Genomic DNA, 21,642 nt, shown 5'->3' on the forward strand with positions numbered 1-21,642 from the left:
CGCAGGAGTGTCCGCAAGGCTGCACCGTTGTCCCCCAGCGACCGCTGGGAGGTGCCCCCAGGCAGGCGGGAATCGTGAGGATCTTCGGGAAGGTACGGCATCGGCCCTCCGCCTCGTGGCGGCAGGCCACCGACCGCGCGTTCACGCTGATCGGCGACGGGCGGTACGAGGACGCGGGCGCGCTCCTGACCAGAGCTGCGGACCTGGAGCCCTGGCTGTCCGAGTCCTGGTTCAATCTGGCTCTGCTGCACAAGTTCCGGCACGACTGGGAGCAGGCGCGGGCCGCCGGGCTGCGCGCCGTGGCCCTGCTGGACCGTGAGACGGGCGCCCCGGACTGGTGGAACGTCGGGATCGCCGCCACCGCGCTGCAGGACTGGCCGCTGGCCCGGCGGGCCTGGCAGGCGTACGGGCTGAAGGTGCCCGGGGACGCGGCCGGGGCGGGCGAGCCGGTCGGAATGGAACTCGGCAGCGCCGCCGTGCGGCTCTCGCCCGAGGGCGAGGCCGAGGTGGTCTGGGGCCGCCGGCTGGACCCGGCCCGGCTGGAAGTCCTGTCGATCCCGCTGCCCTCCTCGGGGCGGCGCTGGGGTGAGGTCGTCCTCCACGACGGCGTCCCGCACGGCGAGCGGGTGACCGCGGCCGGGCCCTCGTACCCCGTGTTCGACGAGATCGAGCTCTGGGCGCCCTCCCCGGTGCCGACCTGGGTGGTGCTGCTGGAGGCGGCCACCGAGGCGGACCGCGACGCGCTGGAGCAGCTGGCCTCGGACGCCGGATTCGCCGCCGAGGACTGGTCCTCGTCGGTGCGGCTGCTGTGCCGGACCTGCTCGGAGAGCGAGATGCCGAGCGACGAGGGCGACGGCGAGCAGCACCTCGATCCGCACGACCACAGCGAGCCGGGCCACCCCGGACCGCTCGGGCACCGTACGGCCGGCTCGGGCTCCCTGTGGGTCCCCGAGCGCGAATGCGGGATCGCGGCACCGGCCGGTCTGGTGCGCGGACTGCTCGACGGCTGGGTCGCGGACAGCCCGGGCACCAGGGAGTGGCGGGATCTCGAAGAAGTCTGCTGACCCGGGGCCGTACGCTGTACGGGCACATCGGTGGCCACCACGACCATCGGTGACCGGGACTTACGGAAGGCGTACGGCAGACATGGCGCAGCAGGAGAACGAGGTTGTCGAAAGCGTGAACGACGGGTACGTCGTGGACACCGAGGACTGTGAGGCGCGCGAGCTCGCCCACCGTCAGCGCGGCACGGCCCGTCCGATCACCGTGGTCGGCAACCCGGTCCTGCACCGGGAGTGCAAGGACGTCACCGAGTTCGGCGACGAGCTTGCGCAGCTGATCGACGACATGTTCGCCAGCCAGAAGGCCGCCGAGGGTGTGGGCCTGGCCGCGAACCAGATCGGCGTGGACGCCAAGGTCTTCGTCTACGACTGCCCGGACGACGACGGCAAGCGGCACACCGGTGTCGTCGTCAACCCGAAGCTGATCGAACTGCCGGCCGGCGCACGGGTGCTGGACGACTCGAACGAGGGCTGCCTGTCGGTCCCGACGGCGTACGCCTCGCTGGCCCGCCCGGACTACGCCGAGGTCGAGGGCCAGGACGCGCAGGGCAACCCGATCAAGGTGCGCGGCACCGGCTACTTCGCCCGCTGCCTGCAGCACGAGACCGACCACCTGTACGGCTACCTCTACATCGACCGCCTCTCGAAGCGGGACCGCAAGGACGCCCTGCGCCAGATGGAAGAGGGCACCCCGCGCTACGAGACCGTCCCCAACGCCTGATCGTGAAGTGACGGTCTAGGCCGCCTGCGGGCCCCGGAAGGCGCGCCGGAAGGAGTTCGGCGTCGTGCCCAGGGTCCGCAGGAAGTGGTGGCGCAGGGCGGCCGCGTTGCCGAAGCCGCAGCGGCCGGCGATCGCGTCCACCGTCTCGCCGGTCGACTCCAGCAGCTCCTGCGCCAGCAGGACCCGCTGGCGCAGCACCCACTTGTACGGGGTGGTGCCGGTCTCCTGGAGGAAGCGGCGGGCGAAGGTCCGCGGGGACATGTGCGCGCGCTCCGCGAGCTGCTCGACGGTGATCTCCTCGCCCAGGTGGCGGGCCATCCACTCGATCACCTCGCCCACCGTGTCACAGGCCGTGCGCGGCAGCGGCCGCTGAATGAACTGGGCCTGCCCGCCGTCCCGGTGCGGCGGGACGACCATCCTGCGCGCGATGATGTTCGCGACCTCGGCCCCGTGCTCCTGGCGGACCACGTGCAGGCACGCGTCGATGCCCGAGGCCGTGCCGGCGGCGGTGATCACCGGGCCCTCGTCGACGTAGAGCACGTCCGGGTCGACGACGGCCCGCGGAAAGCGGCGGGTCAGGGCCGCGGCGTGCATCCAGTGCGTGGTGCACCGGCGACCGTCCAGCAGTCCGGCGGCGCCGAGGATGTAGGCCCCGCTGCACACGCTGAGGACCCGCGCACCCCGGTCCACGGCCCGGCGCAGGGCCGCGAGCAGGGGCTCGGGGTAGATGCGTACGCCGGCGTCACTGGCGGCGGGCAGACAGACGAGGTCGGCCTCCTCCAGCCGCTCCAGCCCGTGCGCGGGGGTGATCCCGAAGGCGCCCCCGCCCACGGTCAGCGGTCCGTCCTCCGCCGCGCAGACGGCGAAGTCGTACACCGGTACGCCCATGTCACTGCGATCGATTCCGAACACCTCGCAGAAGATCCCCAACTCGAAGGGGGCGACTCCGTCGACGAGGGCCACGGCCACATTGGTCAGCATGACTCCAGTGTGGCAGTAATTCGGTCTTCTATGACAGTACTGCCACTGTCGATCATGGGCGATCAGGCGGACAGTAGAGCTATGACCACCTTCGTGAACTACCTCGCCGTCCTCGCCCTCGCCGCCCTCGTGCTCGCGCCCAGCCTGTACGGGATCCTGCGCGACCGGCGGATCGACCAGCAGCTGCGGGCCGTCGCGACCCGGCTGGTGTGGCTCCCCCGCCAGCGCGCGGGCGGCCTCCCGCCCACCCCGCGGCGGCGCCCCTTCCGGCCCGCCGCGCGGCGGTACTGGGGCCCCATCGCCCACTGAACACCGGGGAACGCGAGAAGCCGGGACACGGAAATCTCCGCATCCCGGCTCCCCGGTCAAGTCCTGCAAGTCCGCACGTCCTGCGAGTCCTACAAGGCCTGGAAGGCCTTAGAAGTCCTCGTCCAGGTCGACCGTGCCCTCGACCGCGACCTGGTAGGCCGACGGACGGCGCTCGAAGAAGTTCGTCAGCTCCTGCACACCCTGCAGCTCCATGAAGGAGAACGGGTTCTGCGAGCCGTACACCGGCGGGAAGCCCAGACGGACCAGGCGCTGGTCCGCGACGCACTCCAGGTACTCGCGCATCGACTCGGTGTTCATCCCCGGCAGGCCGTCACCGCACAGGTCCCGGCCGAACTGCAGCTCCGCCTCCACGGCCTCCTTGAGCATGTCCGTGACCTGCTGCTGGAGGGCGTCGTCGAAGAGCTCCGGCTCCTCCTTGCGGACCGTGTCCACGACCTCGAAGGCGAAGTTCATGTGCATGGTCTCGTCGCGGAAGACCCAGTTGGTGCCGGTGGCCAGGCCGTGCAGCAGACCGCGCGAGCGGAACCAGTACACGTACGCGAAGGCGCCGTAGAAGAACAGGCCCTCGATGCACGCCGCGAAGCAGATCAGGTTCAGCAGGAAGCGGCGGCGGTCGGCGGCCGTCTCCAGCCGGTCGATCTTCTCGACCGAGTCCATCCACTTGAAGCAGAACTGCGCCTTCTCGCGGATGGAGGGGATCTCCTCGACCGCGTCGAAGGCCGCCGCGCGGTCGTCCGGGTTGGGCAGGTAGGTGTCGAGCAGCGTCAGATAGAACTGGACGTGCACGGCCTCCTCGAACAGCTGGCGCGACAGGTACAGGCGCGCCTCCGGGGAGTTGATGTGCTTGTAGAGCGTCAGCACCAGGTTGTTCGAGACGATCGAGTCGCCCGTCGCGAAGAACGCGACCAGCCGGCCGATCATGTGCTGCTCGGAAGGCGTCAGCTTCGCCAGGTCGGCGACGTCCGAGTGGAGGTCGACCTCCTCGACGGTCCAGGTGTTCTTGATCGCGTCCCGGTAGCGCTCGTAGAAGTCCGGGTAGCGCATCGGGCGGAGCGTGAGCTCGAAGCCCGGGTCCAGGAGGTTCTTCTGGTCGTTGGAGCTCATTACTGGCAGGCCTCGCAGGACTCGGGGTTCTCAAGGGAGCAGGCCAGCGCCTCGGCGTCGACGACCGCCTGCGGCAGCTCGACCGGGGTGGCCGCCTGCGCGGCGCGGGCGATCTTCGTCGCCGGGCGCGAGCGCAGGTAGTAGGTGGTCTTCAGGCCCTGCTTCCAGGCGTACGCGTACATCGAGCTGAGCTTGCCGATGGTGGGCGTCTCCAGGAACAGATTCAGCGACTGCGACTGGTCCAGGAACGGCGTACGGGCCGCCGCCATGTCGATCAGACCGCGCTGCGGGATCTCCCACGCCGTGCGGTACAGCTCGCGGACCTCGGCCGGGATCCAGCTGAAGCCCTGGACCGAGCCGGAGGAGTCGCGCAGCGCCTCGCGGGTCTGGGCGTCCCACACGCCGAGCTGCTTCAGCTCCTCCACCAGGTAGCCGTTCACCTGGAGGAACTCACCGCTGAGCGTCTCGCGCTTGAAGAGGTTGGAGACCTGCGGCTCGATGCACTCGTACACGCCGGCGATCGAGGCGATCGTGGCGGTCGGGGCGATGGCGAGGAGCAGGGAGTTGCGCATACCGGTCTCGGCGACGCGGGTGCGCAGCGCGTCCCAGCGCTCCGGCCAGTTCAGCTCGACGTCGTAGTGGTCCGGGTGCAGGACACCACGGGCGGTACGGGTCTGCTCCCAGGCCGGCAGCGGGCCGCTGCGCTCGGCGAGGTCGCAGGAGGCCTCGTACGCGGCCAGCATGATGCGCTCGGAGAGCTTGGTGGACAGGGCCTTCGCCTCGGGGGAGTCGAAGGGCAGCTTCAGCTTGAAGAAGACGTCCTGGAGGCCCATCGCGCCCAGGCCCACCGGACGCCAGCGGGCGTTGGAGCGGCCGGCCTGCTCGGTCGGGTAGAAGTTGATGTCCACCACGCGGTCGAGGAAGGTGACGGCGGTGCGGACGGTCTCGTCGATCCGCTCCCAGTCGATCTCGCCGTCCACGACGAAGGCGCCCAGGTTGACCGAGCCGAGGTTGCAGACGGCCGTCTCGCCGTCGTTGGTGACCTCGATGATCTCGGTGCACAGGTTCGAGGAGTGCACGACCGTGCCCGGCTCGGCGGTCTGGTTCGCCGTGCGGTTGGAGGCGTCCTTGAAGGTCATCCAGCCCTGGCCGGTCTGCGCGAGGGTGCGCATCATCCGGCCGTACAGGTCGCGGGCGGGCATGGTCTTGCGGGCCAGGCCGTCCGCCTCGGCCTTGCGGTAGGCGGCGTCGAACGCGTCGCCCCACAGGTCGACCAGCTCGGGCACGTCGGCCGGGGAGAACAGCGACCAGTCGGCGTCGGCGTTCACGCGGCGCATGAACTCGTCCGGCACCCAGTGGGCGAGGTTCAGGTTGTGCGTACGGCGCTGGTCCTCACCGGTGTTGTCGCGGAGCTCCAGGAACTCCTCGATGTCCGCGTGCCAGGTCTCCAGGTAGACGGCGGCGGCGCCCTTGCGGCGGCCACCCTGGTTCACGGCGGCGACGGAGGCGTCGAGGGTCTTCAGGAACGGCACGATGCCGTTGGAGTGGCCGTTGGTGCCACGGATCAGCGAACCGCGGGCGCGGATACGGGAGTACGAGAGGCCGATGCCGCCGGCGTGCTTGGAGAGGCGGGCGACCTGGTGGTAGCGGTCGTAGATCGAGTCGAGCTCGTCCAGCGGGGAGTCCAGCAGGTAGCAGGAGGACATCTGCGGGTGCCGGGTGCCGGAGTTGAAGAGCGTGGGGGAGGACGGCAGGTAGTCCAGGCGGCTCATCAGCCGGTACAGCGAGGCCACTTCCTCCACGGCCTGGACGCTGTCGTCGGCGGCCAGACCGCAGGCCACGCGCAGCATGAAGTACTGCGGGGTCTCGATGACCTGACGGGTGATCGGGTGGCGCAGCAGGTAGCGGCTGTGCAGGGTGCGCAGGCCGAAGAAGCCGAAGCGGTCGTCGGCGCCCTCGGCGAGGGTCAGTTCGACGAGCGAGTCGAGCCGGCCCGCGTGGGTGCGGACGAACTCGGCCGTGCGGTCGGCGATGAGGCCCTCGCGGTGGCCGACCTCGACGGAGGCCGAGAAGGAGGTGGAGCCCTGGCTCGCGGCCTCGTCGCGCACGGCCAGCGTCAGCAGACGGGCGGCGAGCCGGGAGTAGGCCGGGTCCTCGGAGATCAGACCGGCGGCGGCCTCCGTGGCCAGCCCGCGCAGTTCGGCGTCGTCGGCGGCGGAGCTGCGGCCGCGCAGCGCGGAGGCCGCGACCCGGCCGGGGTCGGTGTCGGGGAGGTCCGCCGTAAGTTCGGTGAGGGTACGCAGCAGCGTGGCCCCCGGGCCCTCGGTGTTGTCGCCAGAAGTGGACTCGGCGCGCGGTGCGGAAGGCGCGATGGTCACGGCGGGAGCTCTCCCTCGCTCGGCCCGGTCATCGGCGGGGCGGGGCGCGAGCGGGCGCATGCGGGCGCGACGAGAACGCGTACCCCTCATGGCGTCCACCGGCCCAACCGCGAGGCCCGGACGAATCGGCATCCGGTTCGGTCGAGCCGGATGCGCTGTCGGCAGGTCATCGGACTTGGCGTCCGGTAGCCGGACACTTCATACCGTTGCGGGACAGTTCCGGATTCGCACCGGATTCCCCTGCGGCGACAGCAGGCATGAGCATACATGTGGGGGCGGCCCTGTGCGGTAACCCCCACATGTAGTGTCGGCGTGGCTACAGCTTGAGCCGGTAAGTGAGGAGTGTCAGGCCCTCGATCGGCGCCCAGTCCCGCTCCGGAGTGCGTACGAAGCCCAGGCGCGCGTAGATCCGGTGGGCGCCGGCCATGCTGCGCTGGGTGGAGAGAACCAGGCCGGTCACGCCCTCCAGGGCCCGCGCCCGCTCGACGCAGGCCCGCACCAGAGCCTCGCCGGCGCCCTGGCCGCGCGCCTCGTGGGCCACCGCGAGCATCCGGAACTCCGCCTCGTCGGGGGCCGCGATGTCGGCGAGCGGACTGCCCGGAGCGGCGAAGGTCACACCGCCGAGCACCCGCCCGTCCCGTTCGGCGACCAGCACTTCGGCCCGGGCGGCCCGGCCGGCCACGTCGCGCAGCACGTTCAGGTACGCGTCGTCCTCGTTGAAGTCCAGATGCCCGTCGGCGAGGTAGGCCTGCGCCGTGATCTCACCCAGCTCCTCGAAGTCGGCGGGCACCGCCGTTCTGATCACCATGTCCATGCGGTCGAGTGTGCAGGACGGTCCCGGCGGCGGCGCTGTCGTCGGAGACCGCACCGTCGAGCAAGGTGAGCGAGGCAGGACCGTGATCGCCGACCGCCCCCACACGCTGACCGAGGAGTTCGAAGAACTCGCAGGGCGCTGAGTGACGGCAGCCACGCAATGATCGTCCAGTGGCTCACACGGATCTGCGTGCAGCACCACCCCGAGCTCTGGCGCTGAACAGCGCGAAGGCCCCGCCGGAAGCGTCCGGCGGGGCCTTCGGTCGGTGCGGGCTCAGCAGCAGCGGAAGCCCTCGCGGGGGTCCGCCTCGCGGGCGTCCGTACGGGCGCGTTCGAAGGCGCGGCGGGTCAGGACCTCCGCGTCCGGGTCGTGGGAGCGGGAGTGGGCCACGTACCGGTCGTACGCGGCCTCCCCCGAGAACTCCCGTACGTAGAACCGGGCCCTGGCCAGCACGCTCCGTACGGTGCTCACGCCACCGGCTCCTTGACGTGTCCGCCGCCCGCCTCCGGACCCGCCGCGGCGAGCTCCGCCCGCTCCTCGGCGGTCGCGATCAGTCCGGCCGGGGCGACGATCTTCGACTCGGTCCACGGGGTCTCGGAGAGGGTCGCCGACCCCGGGTCGCGGACGGCCTTGAGGCAGGTCCGGGCCGCGTCCGCGAGGACCACGATGATCAGGACCGCGAAGAAGGCGCACAGGACGCCGTCGACCGTGGCGTTGGTGACCACGGTGTGCATGTCGTCCATGTTCTTCGCCGGAGCCAGGACCTTGTCGGCGTCGATTCCGGCCTGGTATTTGTCGCGCTGGGCGAAGAAGCCGACCTTTACGTCCTCGGAGAAGATCTTCTGGTAGCTCGCGGTGAGGGTCACCGTGGCGTCCCAGACCAGTGGAACGCCCGTCACCCAGGCCCACTTGAGCCGGCCCGACTTGATCAGCAGCGTGGTGCAGACGGCCAGTGCGACCGCGGCGAGCAGCTGGTTGGCGATGCCGAAGAGCGGGAAGAGCTGGTTGATGCCGCCGAGCGGGTCCTTGATGCCGACCCACAGGAAGTAGCCCCAGCCGCCGACGACGATCGCGCTCGCGAACCACACGCCGGGCTTCCAGCTGACGTCCTTGAAGGACTTGTGCACGTTGCCGAGGGTGTCCTGGAGCATGAACCGGCCCACGCGGGTGCCCGCGTCGAGCGTCGTCAGGATGAAGAGCGCCTCGAACATGATGGCGAAGTGGTACCAGAAGGCCTTCATGCCGGCGCCGCCGACCACGGCGGAGAAGATCTCCGACATTCCGAGTGCGAAGGTCGGTGCGCCACCCGTGCGCGAGAGCAGACTGGCTTCCTCGACGTCCTTCGCGGCCTGGGCGAGCGCCTCGGGGGAGATGGCGAAGCCGAAGTTGGTCACCGCCTGGGAGGCGGACTCGACCGTGGTGCCGATGACCCCGCCGGGGGAGTTGACCGCGAAGAAGAGCCCGGGCTCGATGATGCAGGCCGCGATGATCGCCATGACGGCGACGAAGGACTCGGTCAGCATGGCGCCGTAGCCGATCATGCGGACCTGGGTCTCCTTCTGGATCATCTTCGGGGTGGTTCCCGAGGAGACCAGGGCGTGGAAGCCGGAGAGCGCGCCACAGGCGATGGTGATGAAGACGAAGGGGAACATCGACCCGGCGAAGACCGGTCCGTCGCCGCTCGCCGCGAAGTCGGTGACCGAGGGCATCTTCAGGGTGGGCATCGCGATGACCACGCCGATGGCGAGGAGCGCGATGGTGCCGACCTTCATGAAGGTGGAGAGGTAGTCGCGCGGGGCGAGCAGCATCCACACCGGCAGCACCGATGCCAGGAAGCCGTACACCACCATCCAGATGACCAGCGTCTCCTTCTCCAGGGTGAAGGTGCCCGCGAAGGAGGACTCGGCGACCCAGCCGCCCGCGACGATGGCGAGCAGCAGCAGCGCGACGCCGATGACGGAGACCTCGGTGACCCGGCCCGGCCGAAGGACGCGCAGGTAGAAGCCCATGAAGACGGCGATCGGGATGGTCATGCCGATGGAGAAGACGCCCCAGGGCGAGTGCGCCAGGGCGTTGACGATGACCAGGGCCAGCACCGCCAGCAGGATGATCATGATGGCGAACACGGCGATCAGGGCGGCGGCCCCGCCGACGGGGCCGATCTCGTCCCGGGCCATCTGGCCGAGCGAACGCCCGTCGCGGCGGGTGGAGAAGAAGAGCGTGACCATGTCCTGGACGGCCCCGGCGAAGATGACGCCGGCGACGATCCAGATGGTGCCCGGCAGATAGCCCATCTGCGCGGCGAGCACGGGTCCGACGAGCGGGCCGGCGCCGGCCACGGCCGCGAAGTGGTGGCCGAAGAGGACCCGGCGGTCGGTGGGGTGGAAGTCGACACCGTTGTCAAGGCGTTCGGCGGGGGTGGCCCGGGTGGCGTCCACCTTCAGCACGCGGTCCGCGATGAAGCGTGCGTAGAAGCGGTAGGCGATCGCGTACGAGCCCAGGGCGGCGGCGAGCAGCCAGGCGGCGGAGATCTCCTCGCCGCGCGAGAGCGCCAGCACGCCCCAGCCGATGGCGCCGACGAGTCCGACGAGCACCCACGCGGCGATGGACCTCGGAGAAGGCGAGTCCGGCGTGCTGCCCGGACTCGCCGCGTCCCGTTCTGTCCCTGTTGCTTCCGGTTCAGGCATGACCTCGTCCCCTCGTCGATCATCTGCGTAAGCAGGCGGAATCTACGGGGGATTGCCTGGTGAACGTAAGACCCCGTCCGCATTCCGGTCGTGGAATTGCGGTACGCGGAGCGGGGGGACGGGTGTCAGGCGGCCGGGCGCTTGAGCCTGGCGACGAACTTGTACCGGTCGCCGCGGTACACCGACCGCACCCACTCCACCGGTTCGCCGTCCGCGTCCAGGGAGTGCCGGGAGAGCATCAGCATCGGCAGCCCGACGTCGGTGCCGAGCAGGCCGGCCTCGCGCGGGGTGGCCAGTGAGGTCTCGATGGTCTCCTCGGCCTCGGCGAGGTGCACGTCGTACACCTCGGCGAGGGCGGTGTAGAGGGAGGTGTACTTGGCCAGCGACCGGCGCAGTGCGGGGAAGCGCTTGGCCGAGAGATGGGTGGTCTCGATGGCCATCGGCTCACCGCTGGCCAGGCGCAGCCGCTCGATGCGCAGCACCCGTCCGCCGGTGGTGATCTTGAGCAGTCCGGCGAGGGTGTCGTCGGCCGTCACGTATCCGATGTCGAGGAGCTGGGACGTCGGTTCCAGACCCTGGGCCCGCATGTCCTCCGTGTACGAGGTCAGTTGCAGGGCCTGGGAGACCTTGGGCTTGGCGACGAAGGTGCCTTTGCCCTGGATTCGTTCCAGTCGCCCCTCTACGACCAGTTCCTGGAGGGCCTGCCGGACGGTGGTCCGCGAGGTGTCGAACTCGGCCGCGAGCGTGCGCTCGGGCGGCACCGGCGTGCCGGGCGGCAGTGTCTCGGTCATGTCGAGCAAGTGCCGCTTGAGTCGGTAGTACTTGGGCACACGCGCCGTGCGAGTGGCTGCCCCGCCTTCCGGCTCCGTGGTCGCCCCTTCGGTGGCCATCGCCGCCCGCCTTCCCGACTCCAGTTTCGCTGCCGTCACCGGCTCCTCCGATATGTGCGGTCACATCGTGACACGTAAGGGGGGACAGGCCTTCTCTCTCCCCAGGTGTCGGTCCGATAACGGACCTGGCACCCGCTCATTAGACCCTTGACACCCCTAAAGGTCTAGGCCAAGGTTCAGCTACTGGTCTAAACCAATATGGATCAGATCCCGGCCCCACGGCAGTACTTCGCGTATGTCACCGCGGCGGGCAAGGGAAGTGCAGGCAGGCATCCCTGAGGAGGGTGGCGTGAAGCGCAAGCTCATCGCGGCGGTTGGAGTCGCGGGCATGGTTGTCGGCCTCGCGGCTTGTGGCAACGGGGACGACGACAAGGCCAAGGCCGACGCGGGCCCCAAGGAGATCACCGTCTGGGTCATGGACGGCTCCGCGCCGAAGGCCTGGATCGAAGAGGTCAACAAGGAGTTCTCGGCCAAGCACCCCGGTGTGACGGTCAAGGTCGAGGAGCAGAAGTGGACCGGCATCCAGGAGAAGGTCACCACGGCCCTCTCCGAGAACAACCCTCCGGACGTTCTTGAGCTCGGCAACACCCAGACCGCGGGCTACGCGGTCACCGGCGGTCTCGCCGACCTCACCAAGGACAAGGCCGCGCTCGGCGCCGACGCCTGGCAGAAGAGCATGCTCGCCTCGGCCGAGGTCGAAGGCAAGCTCTACTCCGCCCCGTGGTACGCCGCCAACCGCGTCGTCATCTACGACAAGAAGGCCTTCACCAAGGCCGGCGTCACCCCGCCCACCACCCGCGACGAGTGGATCGCCGGGCTGGAGAAGCTGAAGGCGGCCGACCCGGCCTCGCAGCCGATCTACCTGCCCGGTCAGAGCTGGTACGTCCTCGCGGGCCTGATCTGGGACGAGGGCGGCGACCTCGCCGTCAAGGACGGCGCCAAGTGGAAGGGCGGACTGGCCACCCCGCAGGCCGCCTCCGCGATGGAGTTCTACAAGAAGCTCCAGTCCTTCTCCACCGCCCCCAAGGACAAGGACGAGGCCACCCCGCAGCAGTCCACCGACATCGTTCCCAAGGGCGGCGTCGCCTCCTGGATCGGTCTCGGCTGGGAGGCCGGCGGAGCCGAGAAGGCCCTGAAGGACGCGGGCAAGGAAGCCGACTTCGGCTACTTCCCGATCCCGGGCAAGACCGCCGACAAGAGCGGCACCGTCTTCCTCGGCGGCTCGAACCTCGCCGTCGCCGAGCGCTCCAAGAACAAGGCGCTCGCCAAGGAGTGGCTGGCCCTCGCCGCCGGCAAGGAGCAGATGACCAAGTACGCCGCCGAGACCAAGGGCGCGCTGCTCCCGAACCAGGCCGGTGCCAACTTCACCCCCGCCGCGGGCTCCTTCGCCGAGGCCATGGCCAAGGCCGGCGCCAACGGCAAGATCACCCCGGTCACCCCGGGCTGGGCGAACGTCGAGACCGAGCCGAACCCCGTCAAGGAGTTCATGACCAAGGTCCTGAAGGGTGAGGACGCCGCCAAGGCGGGCGCCGACGCGGACGCGGAGATCGCGAAGCGCATCAACAAGTAGTCCCGCCCCGCAGTACCCGCACGACCCAGCAGTGTGAACGCACCGGGGAGTGCGGCAGGTGCCCGGACACCCGCCGCGCCCCCGGTCGCGCATTTGACTCCACAGTCAACCGCGAGGAAGCCAAGCCATGACCGTGCACTCCCAGGGAGCGGTGACCAGCGCTCCACAGGACGCACCACCGAAGTCCGACGGACTGCCCGAGACGCCGGCCCCAGCAACCGGCCCCGGCCCCGGCCCCACGCCGCCTCGCGGGGGCGGGAAGTCGCTCCCCACGGGGTGGCTGCCCTATCTGCTGGTCGCGCCCGCGGTGCTCGCCCTCGCGACGCTCCTGCTGTACCCGCTGATCAAGAACGTGATCCTGTCCCTCCAGGACATCAACAAGATCGAGTTCATCCAGCGGAAGTACCCCTTCGCGGGACTCGACAACTACACCGAGCTGCTCGGTGACACGAACTTCTGGACCGTCGTCGTCCGCAGCTTCGGCTTCACCCTGGCCAACGTCGCGCTGATCATGGTGCTGGGAAGCCTCATCGGCATCCTGCTGAACAAGCTCGGCAAGAAGATGCGACTGGTCCTCTCGATGGCCCTGGTGATGGCCTGGGCCATGCCCATCGTCGCCTCGGTACAGGTCTTCCGCTGGCTGTTCGACGAGCAGTTCGGCGTCATGAACTGGGTCATGCGCACCGCCGGCTTCTCCGGCTACGAGCAGCACAACTGGATGGAGACCGGCCTCTCCACCATGGTGATCGTCACGATCCTGGTGGTCTGGGGTTCCATCCCGTTCGTCGCCCTCAACATGTACGCCGGCCTCACCACCGTCGGCGCCGAGCTGTACGAGGCCGCCCGCATGGACGGGGCCAACGGCTGGCAGACCTTCTGGAAGATCGTCTTCCCGAATCTGAAGCCCTTCTTCCTCATCACCACCTTCCTTGAGGTGATCTGGGTGTTCAAGGCCTTCACCCAGGTCTACGCGATGAACAAGGGCGGCCCGGACCGCGCCTCCGAGATCCTGCCGGTCTTCGCCTACGTCGAAGGCCAGAGCCAGGCCCACTACGGCCTCGCCGCCGCGATCTCCGTCCTGACGATCGTGATCCTCGTGATCGTCATGTCCTTCTACTTCCGCCTGATCCTGAAGCAGGAGGAGGAGCAGTGAGCACCACCACCGCCCCGAAGCCCGCGGCTCCCGAGAGGCCCGCACAGCAGCTCCGGACCCGCCGCCCGGTGCGCCCCGGAGCCGTGGCCAAGAACCTCGGCGCACTCCTGCTGGCCCTGGTCTTCGTCTTCCCCGTGTACTGGATGTTCTCCTCGGCCCTCAAGCCGGCCGACCAGATGCTCACGAAGGACCCCGTCTTCGTCTTCACGCCGACGATGGACAACTTCGGCAAGGCCACCGGGGTCGAGAACTTCTGGACGTACGTCACCAACAGCGTCCTGGTCACCGTCGGCGCCGTCCTGCTGGCCCTGCTCGTCGCCCTCGCCGCGAGCTTCGCCATCGCCCGGATGAGGTTCAAGGGCCGCAAGGGCCTGGTCCTGACCGTGATGATGGCCCAGATGGCCCCGTGGGAGGTCATGGTCATCGCGATGTACATGATCGCCCGCGACGGCGAGATGCTGAACAGCCTCCCGCTGCTCACCGCGATCTACTTCGTGATGATCCTCCCCTTCACCATCTGGACCCTGCGCGGCTTCATCGCCGCCGTCCCGGTGACCCTGGAGGAGGCGGCCCAGATCGACGGCTGCACCCGTGGCCAGGCCTTCCGCAAGGTGATCTTCCCGCTGCTGGCCCCCGGCCTGATGTCCACCTCGCTCTTCGGCTTCATCACGGCCTGGAACGAGTTCGCCATGGTCCTGATCCTGAACAAGGACAAGAGCGCGCAGACCCTGCCGCTGTGGCTGACCGAGTTCATGTCCGCCTTCGGCAACGACTGGGGCGCCACCATGGCCGCTTCCTCGCTCTTCGCGGTCCCGGTCCTGCTGATCTTCATCTTCCTCCAGCGCAAGGCCGTCGGCGGCATGACCGCCGGCGCCGTGAAGGGATGACGCCGTCATGACTGTTCTTGCGCACCGCACCGATACGGTCACCCGCGACGCCCTCGCCGTCCTCCAGCCCGGCTTCGAGGGCACCACCGCCCCCGCCTGGCTGCTCCGCCGGGTCGGCGAAGGCCTCACCGCCGTCGGCCTGTTCGGCCGCAACATCGCCTCGCCCGAGCAGCTCGCCGCTCTGACCGCGCAGCTGCGTACCGAGCGCGACGACGTCCTGGTCGCCATCGACGAGGAGGGCGGCGACGTCACCCGCCTGGAGGTCCGCGGCGGCTCGTCCTTCCCCGGCAACCTGGCCCTCGGCGCCGTCGACGACACCGGCCTCACCCGGGACGTGGCCCGCGAGCTGGGCCGCCGCCTCGCCGAGTGCGGGGTCAACCTCAACTGGGCCCCGTCCGCCGACGTCAACTCCAACCCGGACAACCCGGTGATCGGCGTACGGTCCTTCGGCGCCGACACCCACCTCGCCGCCCGGCACACCGCCGCCTACGTCCAGGGCCTGCAGGCCGCCGGCGTGGCCGCGTGCACCAAGCACTTCCCGGGCCACGGCGACACCAACGTCGACTCGCACCACGCCCTGCCGCGCATCGACGTGGACCTGGACACCCTCCAGGCCCGTGAACTCGTCCCGTTCAAGGCGGCGATCGAGGCCGGCACCAAGGCCGTGATGAGCGCGCACATCCTGGTGCCCGCCCTCGACCCGACCCGCCCGGCCACCCTCAGCCCGCAGATCCTGACCGGCCTGCTGCGGGGGGAGCTCGGCTACGAGGGCCTCATCGTCACCGACGGCATGGAGATGAACGCCATCGCCGGGACGTACGGGATCGAGCGCGGCTCGGTCCTCGCCATCGCGGCCGGCGCCGACGCCATCTGCGTCGGCGGCGGACTCGCCGACGAAGCCACCGTCCTGCGGCTGCGCGACGCGCTGGTCGCGGCCGTCCGCGAGGGGGCACTGCCCGAGGAGCGCCTCGCCGACGCCGCCGCCCGCGTCCGCGCACTCGCCGCATGGACCCGCGGAGCCCGGCCGGACGCGCAGCCGGAGGGGAGCCGCGCGTCCGGCATCGGGCTGACGGCCGCCCGCCGCGCCGTGCTCGTCACCGGCTCGGCGAAGCCGCTCACCGAGCCCTACGTCGCCACGCTCGCGCCCGTCGCGAACATCGCGGTGGGGGACGAGACCCCGTGGGGCGTGGCGGCGGAACTCGCCGAGCTGCTCCCGGGCACCGGGGCGGGCGTCTACCCCGAGGGCTCCTGTGCCGGGGACGTCCTGGCGGCGGCGGGGGACCGTACGGTCGTCGCGGTGGTCCGGGACGCGCACCGGCACCCCTGGATGACCGAGGTCCTCGACGCGCTGGTCGCGGCCCGGCCGGACACGGTCGTGGTCGAGATGGGCCTGCCGATGGCCGCGCCGCGGGGTGCGGTCCACATCGCCACCCATGGCGCGTCCCGGGTCTGCGGGCGGGCCGCGGCGGAAGTCATCGCGGGGGCGTAGCCCTGCGGTTGCCGCTGCGCGGAGCCTTCCGGACTCTGCCCGGACCCGGTCCTCGAACTCCCCCGGCTACCGCTGGGAGGCGCCCCTGGACGGGCTGGGTACCGCGCAGCGCCCCGCACCCGCACACGCCGAAGGGCCTGGCCCCCCCAGGGGGTACCAGGCCCTTCGTGTCGTGCCGGTGCGGCTACAGGCCCTGCCAGGCGGGCTTGTTGGCGTAGGCGTGCCGGAAGTAGTCGGCCAGCTTCAGCTTCGATGCGGCGGCCTCGTCCACGATCACGGTGGCGTGCCGGTGCAGCTGCAGCGCGGAGGCCGGGACCAGCGCGGACAGCGGGCCCTCGACGGTCTGCGCGACGGCCTCGGCCTTGCCCTCGCCGGTGGCCAGGAGGACCAGGTGCCGGGCGTCGAGGATGGTGCCGATGCCCTGGGTGACGACGTGGTGCGGCACCTGCTCCAGGTCGTTGTCGAAGAAGCGCGCGTTGTCCACGCGGGTCTGCTCCGTCAGCGTCTTGATGCGGGTGCGGGAGGCGAGGGAGGAGCAGGGCTCGTTGAAGCCGATGTGGCCGTCCGTGCCGATGCCGAGCAGCTGCAGGTCGACGCCGCCGGCCTCGGCCAGGGCGCGGTCGTAGGCCTCGCACGCGCCGACGATGTCCTCGGCCGAACCGTCGGGGCCCATGAAGGAGGCCTCGGACAGGCCCAGGGGCTCGACGACCTCGCGGAGCACGACCGCGCGGTAGGACTCGGGGTGCCCGGCCGGCAGGCCGACGTACTCGTCGAGCTGGCAGATCCGGGCCTGGGAGGCGTCGACCTGGCCGGCCTTGACCTTGGCGGCGAGGGCCTCGTAGACGGGCAGCGGGGTAGAGCCGGTCGCCACGCCGAGCAGGGCGTCGGGCTTGCGCCGCACCAGGGCGGCCATGGCCTCCGCGATGAGCTCGCCGCCTGCCTTGGCGTCCGGGACGATGACAACTTCCACGCGGGGCCTGCCGATCTGGAGTGGGTCGGGTGGTATAGACCAATCTAGCAGAGGTCGTCGCGTACGGCGGGGGTCTCGCCGCCATCCGTCGTGATGAGGATTCCCGGGTCCGGCCTCCCCTGTGGCCGGGAGGGTTCGGAGGGGCTGGAGGGGTCGAGGGGTCGGGAGAACCTTCAACCTTTTGGTTGTCCTGTCTACAACTCCATTCTCCTTTACGGTGGTTTATATAGGTAAATCATGGTACGTGCGATTGGAGTGGTCGTCATGGGCAGGCACACCAGCTACGCCTTCGAGACCTACAGAGCTGTCGCGGATGCCGGTCGCGCCGAGCTGCTCGCCGCGACCACCTCCCCGTTCCAGATCGAGGTGCGGTTCATCGGGGGGGCTGACGAGTGGCCAGCGGGACGTCTTCGCGCAGGCCGCCGAACGCTGGGCCCGGGTCATCGTCGGTGACCTGGAGACCGCGATCCTTCGCGACTTCACCGGCGACGTCGTCATCGACGACCTCTTGATCGACGCCGAAGGCGTGGCGATCGACGGGGTCTTCGGCACGCTCGGGGAGGCGGGGCCGATCCGCTTCCGGCGCGAGACGGCGGTCACCGGAGCGCGCCTGCCCGCCACGGGCATCATGCGGTTCGACAAGGCCGACCTGGGACAGATGGAGGACGACGGCTCGCTGCTCGACGTCATCACGCACGAGATGGGCCATGTCCTGGGGATCGGGACGATCTGGGGCGTCTTCGGCCTGCTGAAGGACTTCCCCGGCTCCAACCCCACCTTCGTCGGTCCCGGCGCCATGAAGGAGTTCGGCGAGCTCATCGGAGCCGGGCAGCCCACACCCGTACCGGTCGCGAACGTCGGCGGCGCGGGAAGCGCGGGCGGCCACTGGCGGGAGCGGGTCTTCGGCGACGAGTTGATGTCGCCGACCATCGGGGGCCCCGGCAACCCCCTGAGCAGGCTGACCGTGGCGAGCCTCGGGGACCTCGGCTACCAGGTCGACCTCGATGCCGCGGAGCCCTACGCACTCCCCGACCCCTTCGTCATCGCGATGGCCGGCGGCGCGGAAGCCGCGGCTCCGAGAGGCGTCATGCTCCCGACCGTCCCCAGCAGCATCCCCGCCGACCGGCCGTAGGGGTGTGTGTCCCCCTAGATCAGCGCGAGCTGCAGGCCGCCCGTCGCGTCCAGGTGCTGGCCCGTCACCCAGCGGGAGTCCGGCGAGGCCAGGAAGGCCACCACGTCGGCGACCTCCTGCGCCGTGCCCACCCGGTGGAAGACGGACCGGGCGGCCAGGTGGGCCCGGGTCGCGCCGTCCGCGAGGAGGTCCGCGTTGAGGTCGGTCTCGGTGATGCCGGGGCCGACCGAGTTCACGGTGATCCCGCGCGGAGCCAGTTCGGCGGCCAGCGACCGGGTCAGCGCGTTCGCGGCACCCTTGGCCATGACCGTGGCCAGGATGGCGGGCAGGGCGATGTCCGGGGTGCCGGTCACGTTCACGATCCGGCCCCCGTCGCGCAGCCGCTCCAGCCCGTACTTGATCACGAAGAACGGCGCCTTGGCGTTGAGCGCGTGCGCCCGGTCGTACATCTCCTCGTCCGTGTCCCCGATCCCCGCGAAGGCCGCCGCCCCGGCGTTGTTGACCAGGATGTCGACGCCCTCGGTGTGGTCGGGATGGGCCGCGTACGCCGCCCACAGGGCCTGCGCGTCGCCGGGGACGCCGAGCTCGGCCCCGATGGCGAAGGCCCGTCCGCCGGCCGCCCCGATCGCCGCGACCGTCTCCTTCGCCGCCGCCCGGTCGCGTCCGTAGTGCACCGCGACGAGTGCCCCGTCCCGCGCCAGCCGCTCGGCCACGGCCCGCCCGATGCCCCGGCTGCCGCCGGTGACCAATGCCGTCTTCCCCTTGAGCACGCCCATGACGCGCCCCCCTCCGGTAATCGCTAGTGGTCGCTACAGAAAGGAACGTACCAGATTTCCTAGCGACCGCTATAGAATGCGGGCATGGTGACCGGACAGCGCGGCAGACCCCGTTCCTTCGACCGCGACGCCGCCCTCGACAAGGCGATGCTGGCCTTCTGGGAGCGCGGCTACGAGGCGACCTCCATCTCCGACCTGACCGCCTCGCTCGGCATCAGCGCACCCAGCCTCTACGCGGCCTTCGGCGACAAGCGCACGCTCTTCGACGAGGTCGTGGTGGTGTACGGCGGCCGGTACGGGGACTTCGCGAGCGTGGCGCTCGCCGAGGAGCCCACCGCCCGGGCGGCCGTCGCCCGCATCCTGCGCGAGGCCGCCGACGTCTACACCGACCCGGCCCACCCGCCGGGCTGCATGGTGATCAGCGCCGCGATCAACACCACCTCGGACGAGGTGGCGCAGGCGCTGCGCGAGCGCCGCAACGCCAACCTGGTGATGTTCGAGAGCCGGATCCGGGCCGACATGGCCACGGGCGTGCTGTCCGCGGACACGGACGCGCGGGCGCTGGCCCGGTACGCCGGAGCGGTGCTTCAGGGGATGTCCCAGCAGTCGCGCGACGGGGCGAGCCGGGAAGAGCTGGAGGCGGTGGCCGAGCGGGCCCTGCTGGCCTGGCCCGCGGCCTGACCGGCCGGGGGTCCGGGGGAGCCGGGACGTCCGCCCGGAACGCACCCTGCGCGTCCACGCGGAGGAGTTCCTCTGGGCCACGGTGCAGGACGGGACCCTCGACCCGCCCGGCACCGTAGCCCGGAGTACTTACGGCCGACAGGTGTGCGGTTCCCGACGGCCGGTGGAGGTGCCTGCGCGGTCAGGGCAGAGCGCGCGGCTTACCTCGATCCGTCCTCCTGTGCGGGGAGGGCGGAGGTTCTGCAATCAATTGTGGACTAGACCATTCTGTTCTGTCCATCCAATGACAGGGCCTGGAAACCCGTCACTTCCTCCAACAGTACGCGGCCCGCGCCCCCCTTGGATACTCCTGAGTACCGCCGTGGGGAAAGTCATGGCGCGTACCCGGGGTACGCTCGCAAGGTGCCCTCCATGAACGACCTCGTACGCCAGCACACCGCTCTCGGAGAAACCGACCTGGAGTGGCTCCACCTGCTGGTCTCGGAGTGGCAGCTGCTCTCCGACCTGTCCTTCGCCGACCTCGTGCTGTGGGTGCCCACCCTCGACGGCACGCGGTACGTCTCGGTCGCCCAGATGCGCCCGAACACCGGCCCCACCTCTTACCAGGACGACATGGTCGGCCACCTGGTGCCCCGCGGCCGCCGCCCGCTGCTGGACGCCGCGCTCGACGAGGGCCGGATCGTGCGCGAGGGCGACCCCGAGTGGCGCGAGGAGGTGCCGGTCCGCGTCGAGTCGATCCCCGTCCGCCGCGAGGGCCGGGTCCTGGGCGTGATCGCGCGCAACACCAATCTGCTCACTGTGCGTACACCGAGCCGGCTGGAGCTGACCTACCTCCAGTCCGCCTCCGACCTCGCCCAGATGATCGCGGCGGGCTCCTTCCCGTACCCCGGCCAGCAGGTCGACATGGACGCCTCCCCGCGCGTCGGGGACGGCCTCATCCGGCTCGACGCCGAGGGCGTGGTCACCTACGCCTCGCCGAACGCGCTCTCCGCCTACCACCGGCTCGGCCTCGCCTCCGACCTCGTCGGCCAGCACCTGGGCAACACCACCGCCGAACTCGCACCCTCCCGCGGACCGGTGGACGAGGCCCTGGTCAAACTCGCCAGCGGCTGGGCCCCCCGGGAGACCGAGGTCGAGGGCAACAGCGGGGTCATCCAGCTGCGCGCCATCCCGCTCAAGCCGAAGGGCACCCGGATCGGCTCCCTTGTGCTGTGCCGCGACGTGACGGAACTGCGTCGTCGCGAACGTGAATTGATCACCAAGGACGCGACCATCCGGGAGATCCACCACCGGGTGAAGAACAACCTCCAGACCGTGGCCGCACTGTTGCGGCTCCAGTCCCGCCGGATGGATTCCCCGCAGGGCCGCGAGGCGCTGAACGAGGCCGTGCGCCGTGTCGGATCGATCGCGATCGTGCACGAGACGCTGTCTCAGAACCTCGACGAGCGGGTCGAGTTCGACGAGATCGCCGACCGCGTCATCGCGATGGTCTCGGAGATCTCACCGGGCAAGGTCGACTGCCGACGCACCGGCAGGTTCGGGATCCTGGACGCGGAGGTCGCCACTCCGCTGTCGATGGTGCTGACCGAGATCCTGCAGAACGCCCTGGAGCACGCCTTCACCCAGGGGGAGCGGGGCACCGTGGAGGTGGCCGCGATCCGCACCGGAACCGGTCGCACCGACGGCCGGCTGCTGATCACCGTGCTTGACGACGGCAGCGGTCTGCCCGAGGGGTTCGACCCCCAGCGGGCCGGCAACCTCGGGCTGCAGATCGTACGGACCCTCGTGGAGGGGGAGCTCGGCGGCACGTTCGACATGCTCCGGGCCGAGCCGCGCGGCACCAAGGTCGTCCTCGACATCCCGTCCAGCCCGCAGAAGTAGCAGCCGAATCGTGACTCAGCGTGACGCATCGCGTCGCGCCCCGCACAGCACTGAGCCCCGGACCGAATGATTCGGTCCGGGGCTCAAGAGCACAGTGCTGAGCGCTTGTTCGGTTACTACGCGCTGCGCGTCGAGGC

20 protein-coding genes and 1 riboswitch are annotated in these 21,642 nt (G+C 70.2%); of the genes, 11 read left to right on the top strand and 9 right to left on the bottom strand.

The features are described 5' to 3' along the window. Window positions 1-74 precede the first annotated feature (74 nt). Window positions 75-1,064: a hypothetical protein gene (locus ACFY0D_RS08030; protein WP_030011692.1), complete on the top strand. Its 990-nt coding sequence runs from the start codon at window positions 75-77 to the stop codon at window positions 1,062-1,064. Window positions 1,065-1,146: 82 nt separating this feature from the next. Then, window positions 1,147-1,782, top strand: a complete 636-nt coding sequence (gene def / locus ACFY0D_RS08035; RefSeq protein WP_266604740.1) for a peptide deformylase — start codon at window positions 1,147-1,149, stop codon at window positions 1,780-1,782. 15 nt (window positions 1,783-1,797) lie between these two features. Here the strand turns inward: def and ACFY0D_RS08040 are convergent, their stop codons facing one another. Continuing rightward, window positions 1,798-2,763, bottom strand: a complete 966-nt coding sequence (locus ACFY0D_RS08040; RefSeq protein ID WP_390797539.1) for a helix-turn-helix domain-containing protein — start codon at window positions 2,761-2,763, stop codon at window positions 1,798-1,800. Between the two features lie 81 nt (window positions 2,764-2,844). Here ACFY0D_RS08040 and ACFY0D_RS08045 point away from each other — a divergent pair, with 81 nt between their 5' ends. Beyond that, the gene (locus ACFY0D_RS08045) at window positions 2,845-3,072 is read left to right on the top strand and encodes a hypothetical protein (protein ID WP_390797540.1); all 228 of its coding nucleotides are present in this window, start codon (window positions 2,845-2,847) and stop codon (window positions 3,070-3,072) included. Window positions 3,073-3,180: 108 nt separating this feature from the next. On the opposite strand, the gene ACFY0D_RS08050 is transcribed toward ACFY0D_RS08045, so the two are convergent. From ACFY0D_RS08050 to ACFY0D_RS08060, 3 genes are all read right to left on the bottom strand, one after another. Further along, window positions 3,181-4,197 carry a ribonucleotide-diphosphate reductase subunit beta gene (locus ACFY0D_RS08050; protein ID WP_389115646.1) on the bottom strand — a complete coding sequence of 339 codons (1,017 nt, stop codon included), beginning with the start codon at window positions 4,195-4,197 and terminating at the stop codon, window positions 3,181-3,183. After that, on the bottom strand, window positions 4,197-6,575 hold the full coding sequence (locus tag ACFY0D_RS08055) for a ribonucleoside-diphosphate reductase subunit alpha (protein WP_390797541.1): 2,379 nt from the start codon (window positions 6,573-6,575) through the stop codon (window positions 4,197-4,199). Before ACFY0D_RS08055 ends, ACFY0D_RS08050 begins: the two co-directional genes overlap by 1 nt. Before the next feature lie 142 nt (window positions 6,576-6,717). Continuing rightward, window positions 6,718-6,847: riboswitch (cobalamin riboswitch) on the bottom strand. 44 nt (window positions 6,848-6,891) lie between these two features. Beyond that, window positions 6,892-7,389 carry a GNAT family N-acetyltransferase gene (locus tag ACFY0D_RS08060; RefSeq protein WP_390797542.1) on the bottom strand — a complete coding sequence of 166 codons (498 nt, stop codon included), beginning with the start codon at window positions 7,387-7,389 and terminating at the stop codon, window positions 6,892-6,894. Between ACFY0D_RS08060 and ACFY0D_RS08065 the strand changes: the two genes are divergently transcribed. After that, complete coding sequence (locus ACFY0D_RS08065) at window positions 7,388-7,531, top strand: hypothetical protein (RefSeq protein WP_390797543.1); 144 nt, start codon at window positions 7,388-7,390, stop codon at window positions 7,529-7,531. The two genes, ACFY0D_RS08060 and ACFY0D_RS08065, sit on opposite strands and share 2 nt — an antisense overlap. 131 nt (window positions 7,532-7,662) lie before the next feature. On the opposite strand, the gene ACFY0D_RS08070 is transcribed toward ACFY0D_RS08065, so the two are convergent. The 3 genes from ACFY0D_RS08070 to ACFY0D_RS08080 form a co-directional block, all read right to left on the bottom strand. Next, window positions 7,663-7,860: a CstA-like transporter-associated (seleno)protein gene (locus tag ACFY0D_RS08070; RefSeq protein WP_390797544.1), complete on the bottom strand. Its 198-nt coding sequence runs from the start codon at window positions 7,858-7,860 to the stop codon at window positions 7,663-7,665. Then, window positions 7,857-10,076 carry a carbon starvation CstA family protein gene (locus ACFY0D_RS08075; protein ID WP_390797545.1) on the bottom strand — a complete coding sequence of 740 codons (2,220 nt, stop codon included), beginning with the start codon at window positions 10,074-10,076 and terminating at the stop codon, window positions 7,857-7,859. Before ACFY0D_RS08075 ends, ACFY0D_RS08070 begins: the two co-directional genes overlap by 4 nt. Window positions 10,077-10,201: 125 nt before the next feature. Continuing rightward, window positions 10,202-10,966 (bottom strand): GntR family transcriptional regulator, encoded by a 765-nt coding sequence (locus ACFY0D_RS08080; protein WP_301366535.1) that lies wholly within the window; start codon window positions 10,964-10,966, stop codon window positions 10,202-10,204. Between the two features lie 289 nt (window positions 10,967-11,255). Between ACFY0D_RS08080 and ACFY0D_RS08085 the strand changes: the two genes are divergently transcribed. The 4 genes from ACFY0D_RS08085 to ACFY0D_RS08100 all read left to right on the top strand — a co-directional run bounded on the left by ACFY0D_RS08085 (window position 11,256) and on the right by ACFY0D_RS08100 (window position 16,065). Then, complete coding sequence (locus ACFY0D_RS08085; protein ID WP_390797546.1) at window positions 11,256-12,536, top strand: extracellular solute-binding protein; 1,281 nt, start codon at window positions 11,256-11,258, stop codon at window positions 12,534-12,536. A 127-nt stretch (window positions 12,537-12,663) separates the two neighbouring features. Continuing rightward, a complete protein-coding gene (locus tag ACFY0D_RS08090; protein ID WP_390797547.1) occupies window positions 12,664-13,689 on the top strand; it encodes a carbohydrate ABC transporter permease in 1,026 nt (341 codons plus the stop codon). After that, on the top strand, window positions 13,686-14,576 hold the full coding sequence (locus ACFY0D_RS08095) for a carbohydrate ABC transporter permease (RefSeq protein WP_390797548.1): 891 nt from the start codon (window positions 13,686-13,688) through the stop codon (window positions 14,574-14,576). Before ACFY0D_RS08090 ends, ACFY0D_RS08095 begins: the two co-directional genes overlap by 4 nt. Window positions 14,577-14,583: 7 nt before the next feature. Next, window positions 14,584-16,065: a glycoside hydrolase family 3 protein gene (locus ACFY0D_RS08100; RefSeq protein ID WP_390797549.1), complete on the top strand. Its 1,482-nt coding sequence runs from the start codon at window positions 14,584-14,586 to the stop codon at window positions 16,063-16,065. Between the two features lie 184 nt (window positions 16,066-16,249). Here ACFY0D_RS08100 and nagB read toward each other — a convergent pair whose 3' ends face one another. After that, window positions 16,250-17,035, bottom strand: coding sequence for a glucosamine-6-phosphate deaminase (gene nagB / locus ACFY0D_RS08105; protein WP_390797550.1), 786 nt, complete (start codon window positions 17,033-17,035; stop codon window positions 16,250-16,252). 313 nt (window positions 17,036-17,348) lie between these two features. Between nagB and ACFY0D_RS08110 the strand changes: the two genes are divergently transcribed. Next, complete coding sequence (locus tag ACFY0D_RS08110) at window positions 17,349-18,167, top strand: leishmanolysin-related zinc metalloendopeptidase (RefSeq protein WP_390797551.1); 819 nt, start codon at window positions 17,349-17,351, stop codon at window positions 18,165-18,167. A gap of 14 nt (window positions 18,168-18,181) precedes the next feature. Here ACFY0D_RS08110 and ACFY0D_RS08115 read toward each other — a convergent pair whose 3' ends face one another. After that, complete coding sequence (locus ACFY0D_RS08115; protein WP_390797552.1) at window positions 18,182-18,943, bottom strand: SDR family oxidoreductase; 762 nt, start codon at window positions 18,941-18,943, stop codon at window positions 18,182-18,184. Between the two features lie 84 nt (window positions 18,944-19,027). Here ACFY0D_RS08115 and ACFY0D_RS08120 point away from each other — a divergent pair, with 84 nt between their 5' ends. Both ACFY0D_RS08120 and ACFY0D_RS08125 read left to right on the top strand, forming a co-directional pair. Then, entirely contained in the window at window positions 19,028-19,624 is a 597-nt protein-coding gene (locus tag ACFY0D_RS08120; protein ID WP_390797553.1) for a TetR/AcrR family transcriptional regulator, read from the top strand. 411 nt (window positions 19,625-20,035) lie between these two features. Beyond that, on the top strand, window positions 20,036-21,505 hold the full coding sequence (locus ACFY0D_RS08125) for a sensor histidine kinase (RefSeq protein ID WP_301366527.1): 1,470 nt from the start codon (window positions 20,036-20,038) through the stop codon (window positions 21,503-21,505). The last annotated feature ends 137 nt before the right edge of the window (window positions 21,506-21,642 follow it).

The sequence above is a fragment of the Streptomyces sp. NPDC001502 genome (genome assembly GCF_042894785.1).
Classification (GTDB): Bacteria; Actinomycetota; Actinomycetes; order Streptomycetales; family Streptomycetaceae; genus Streptomyces; species Streptomyces kutzneri.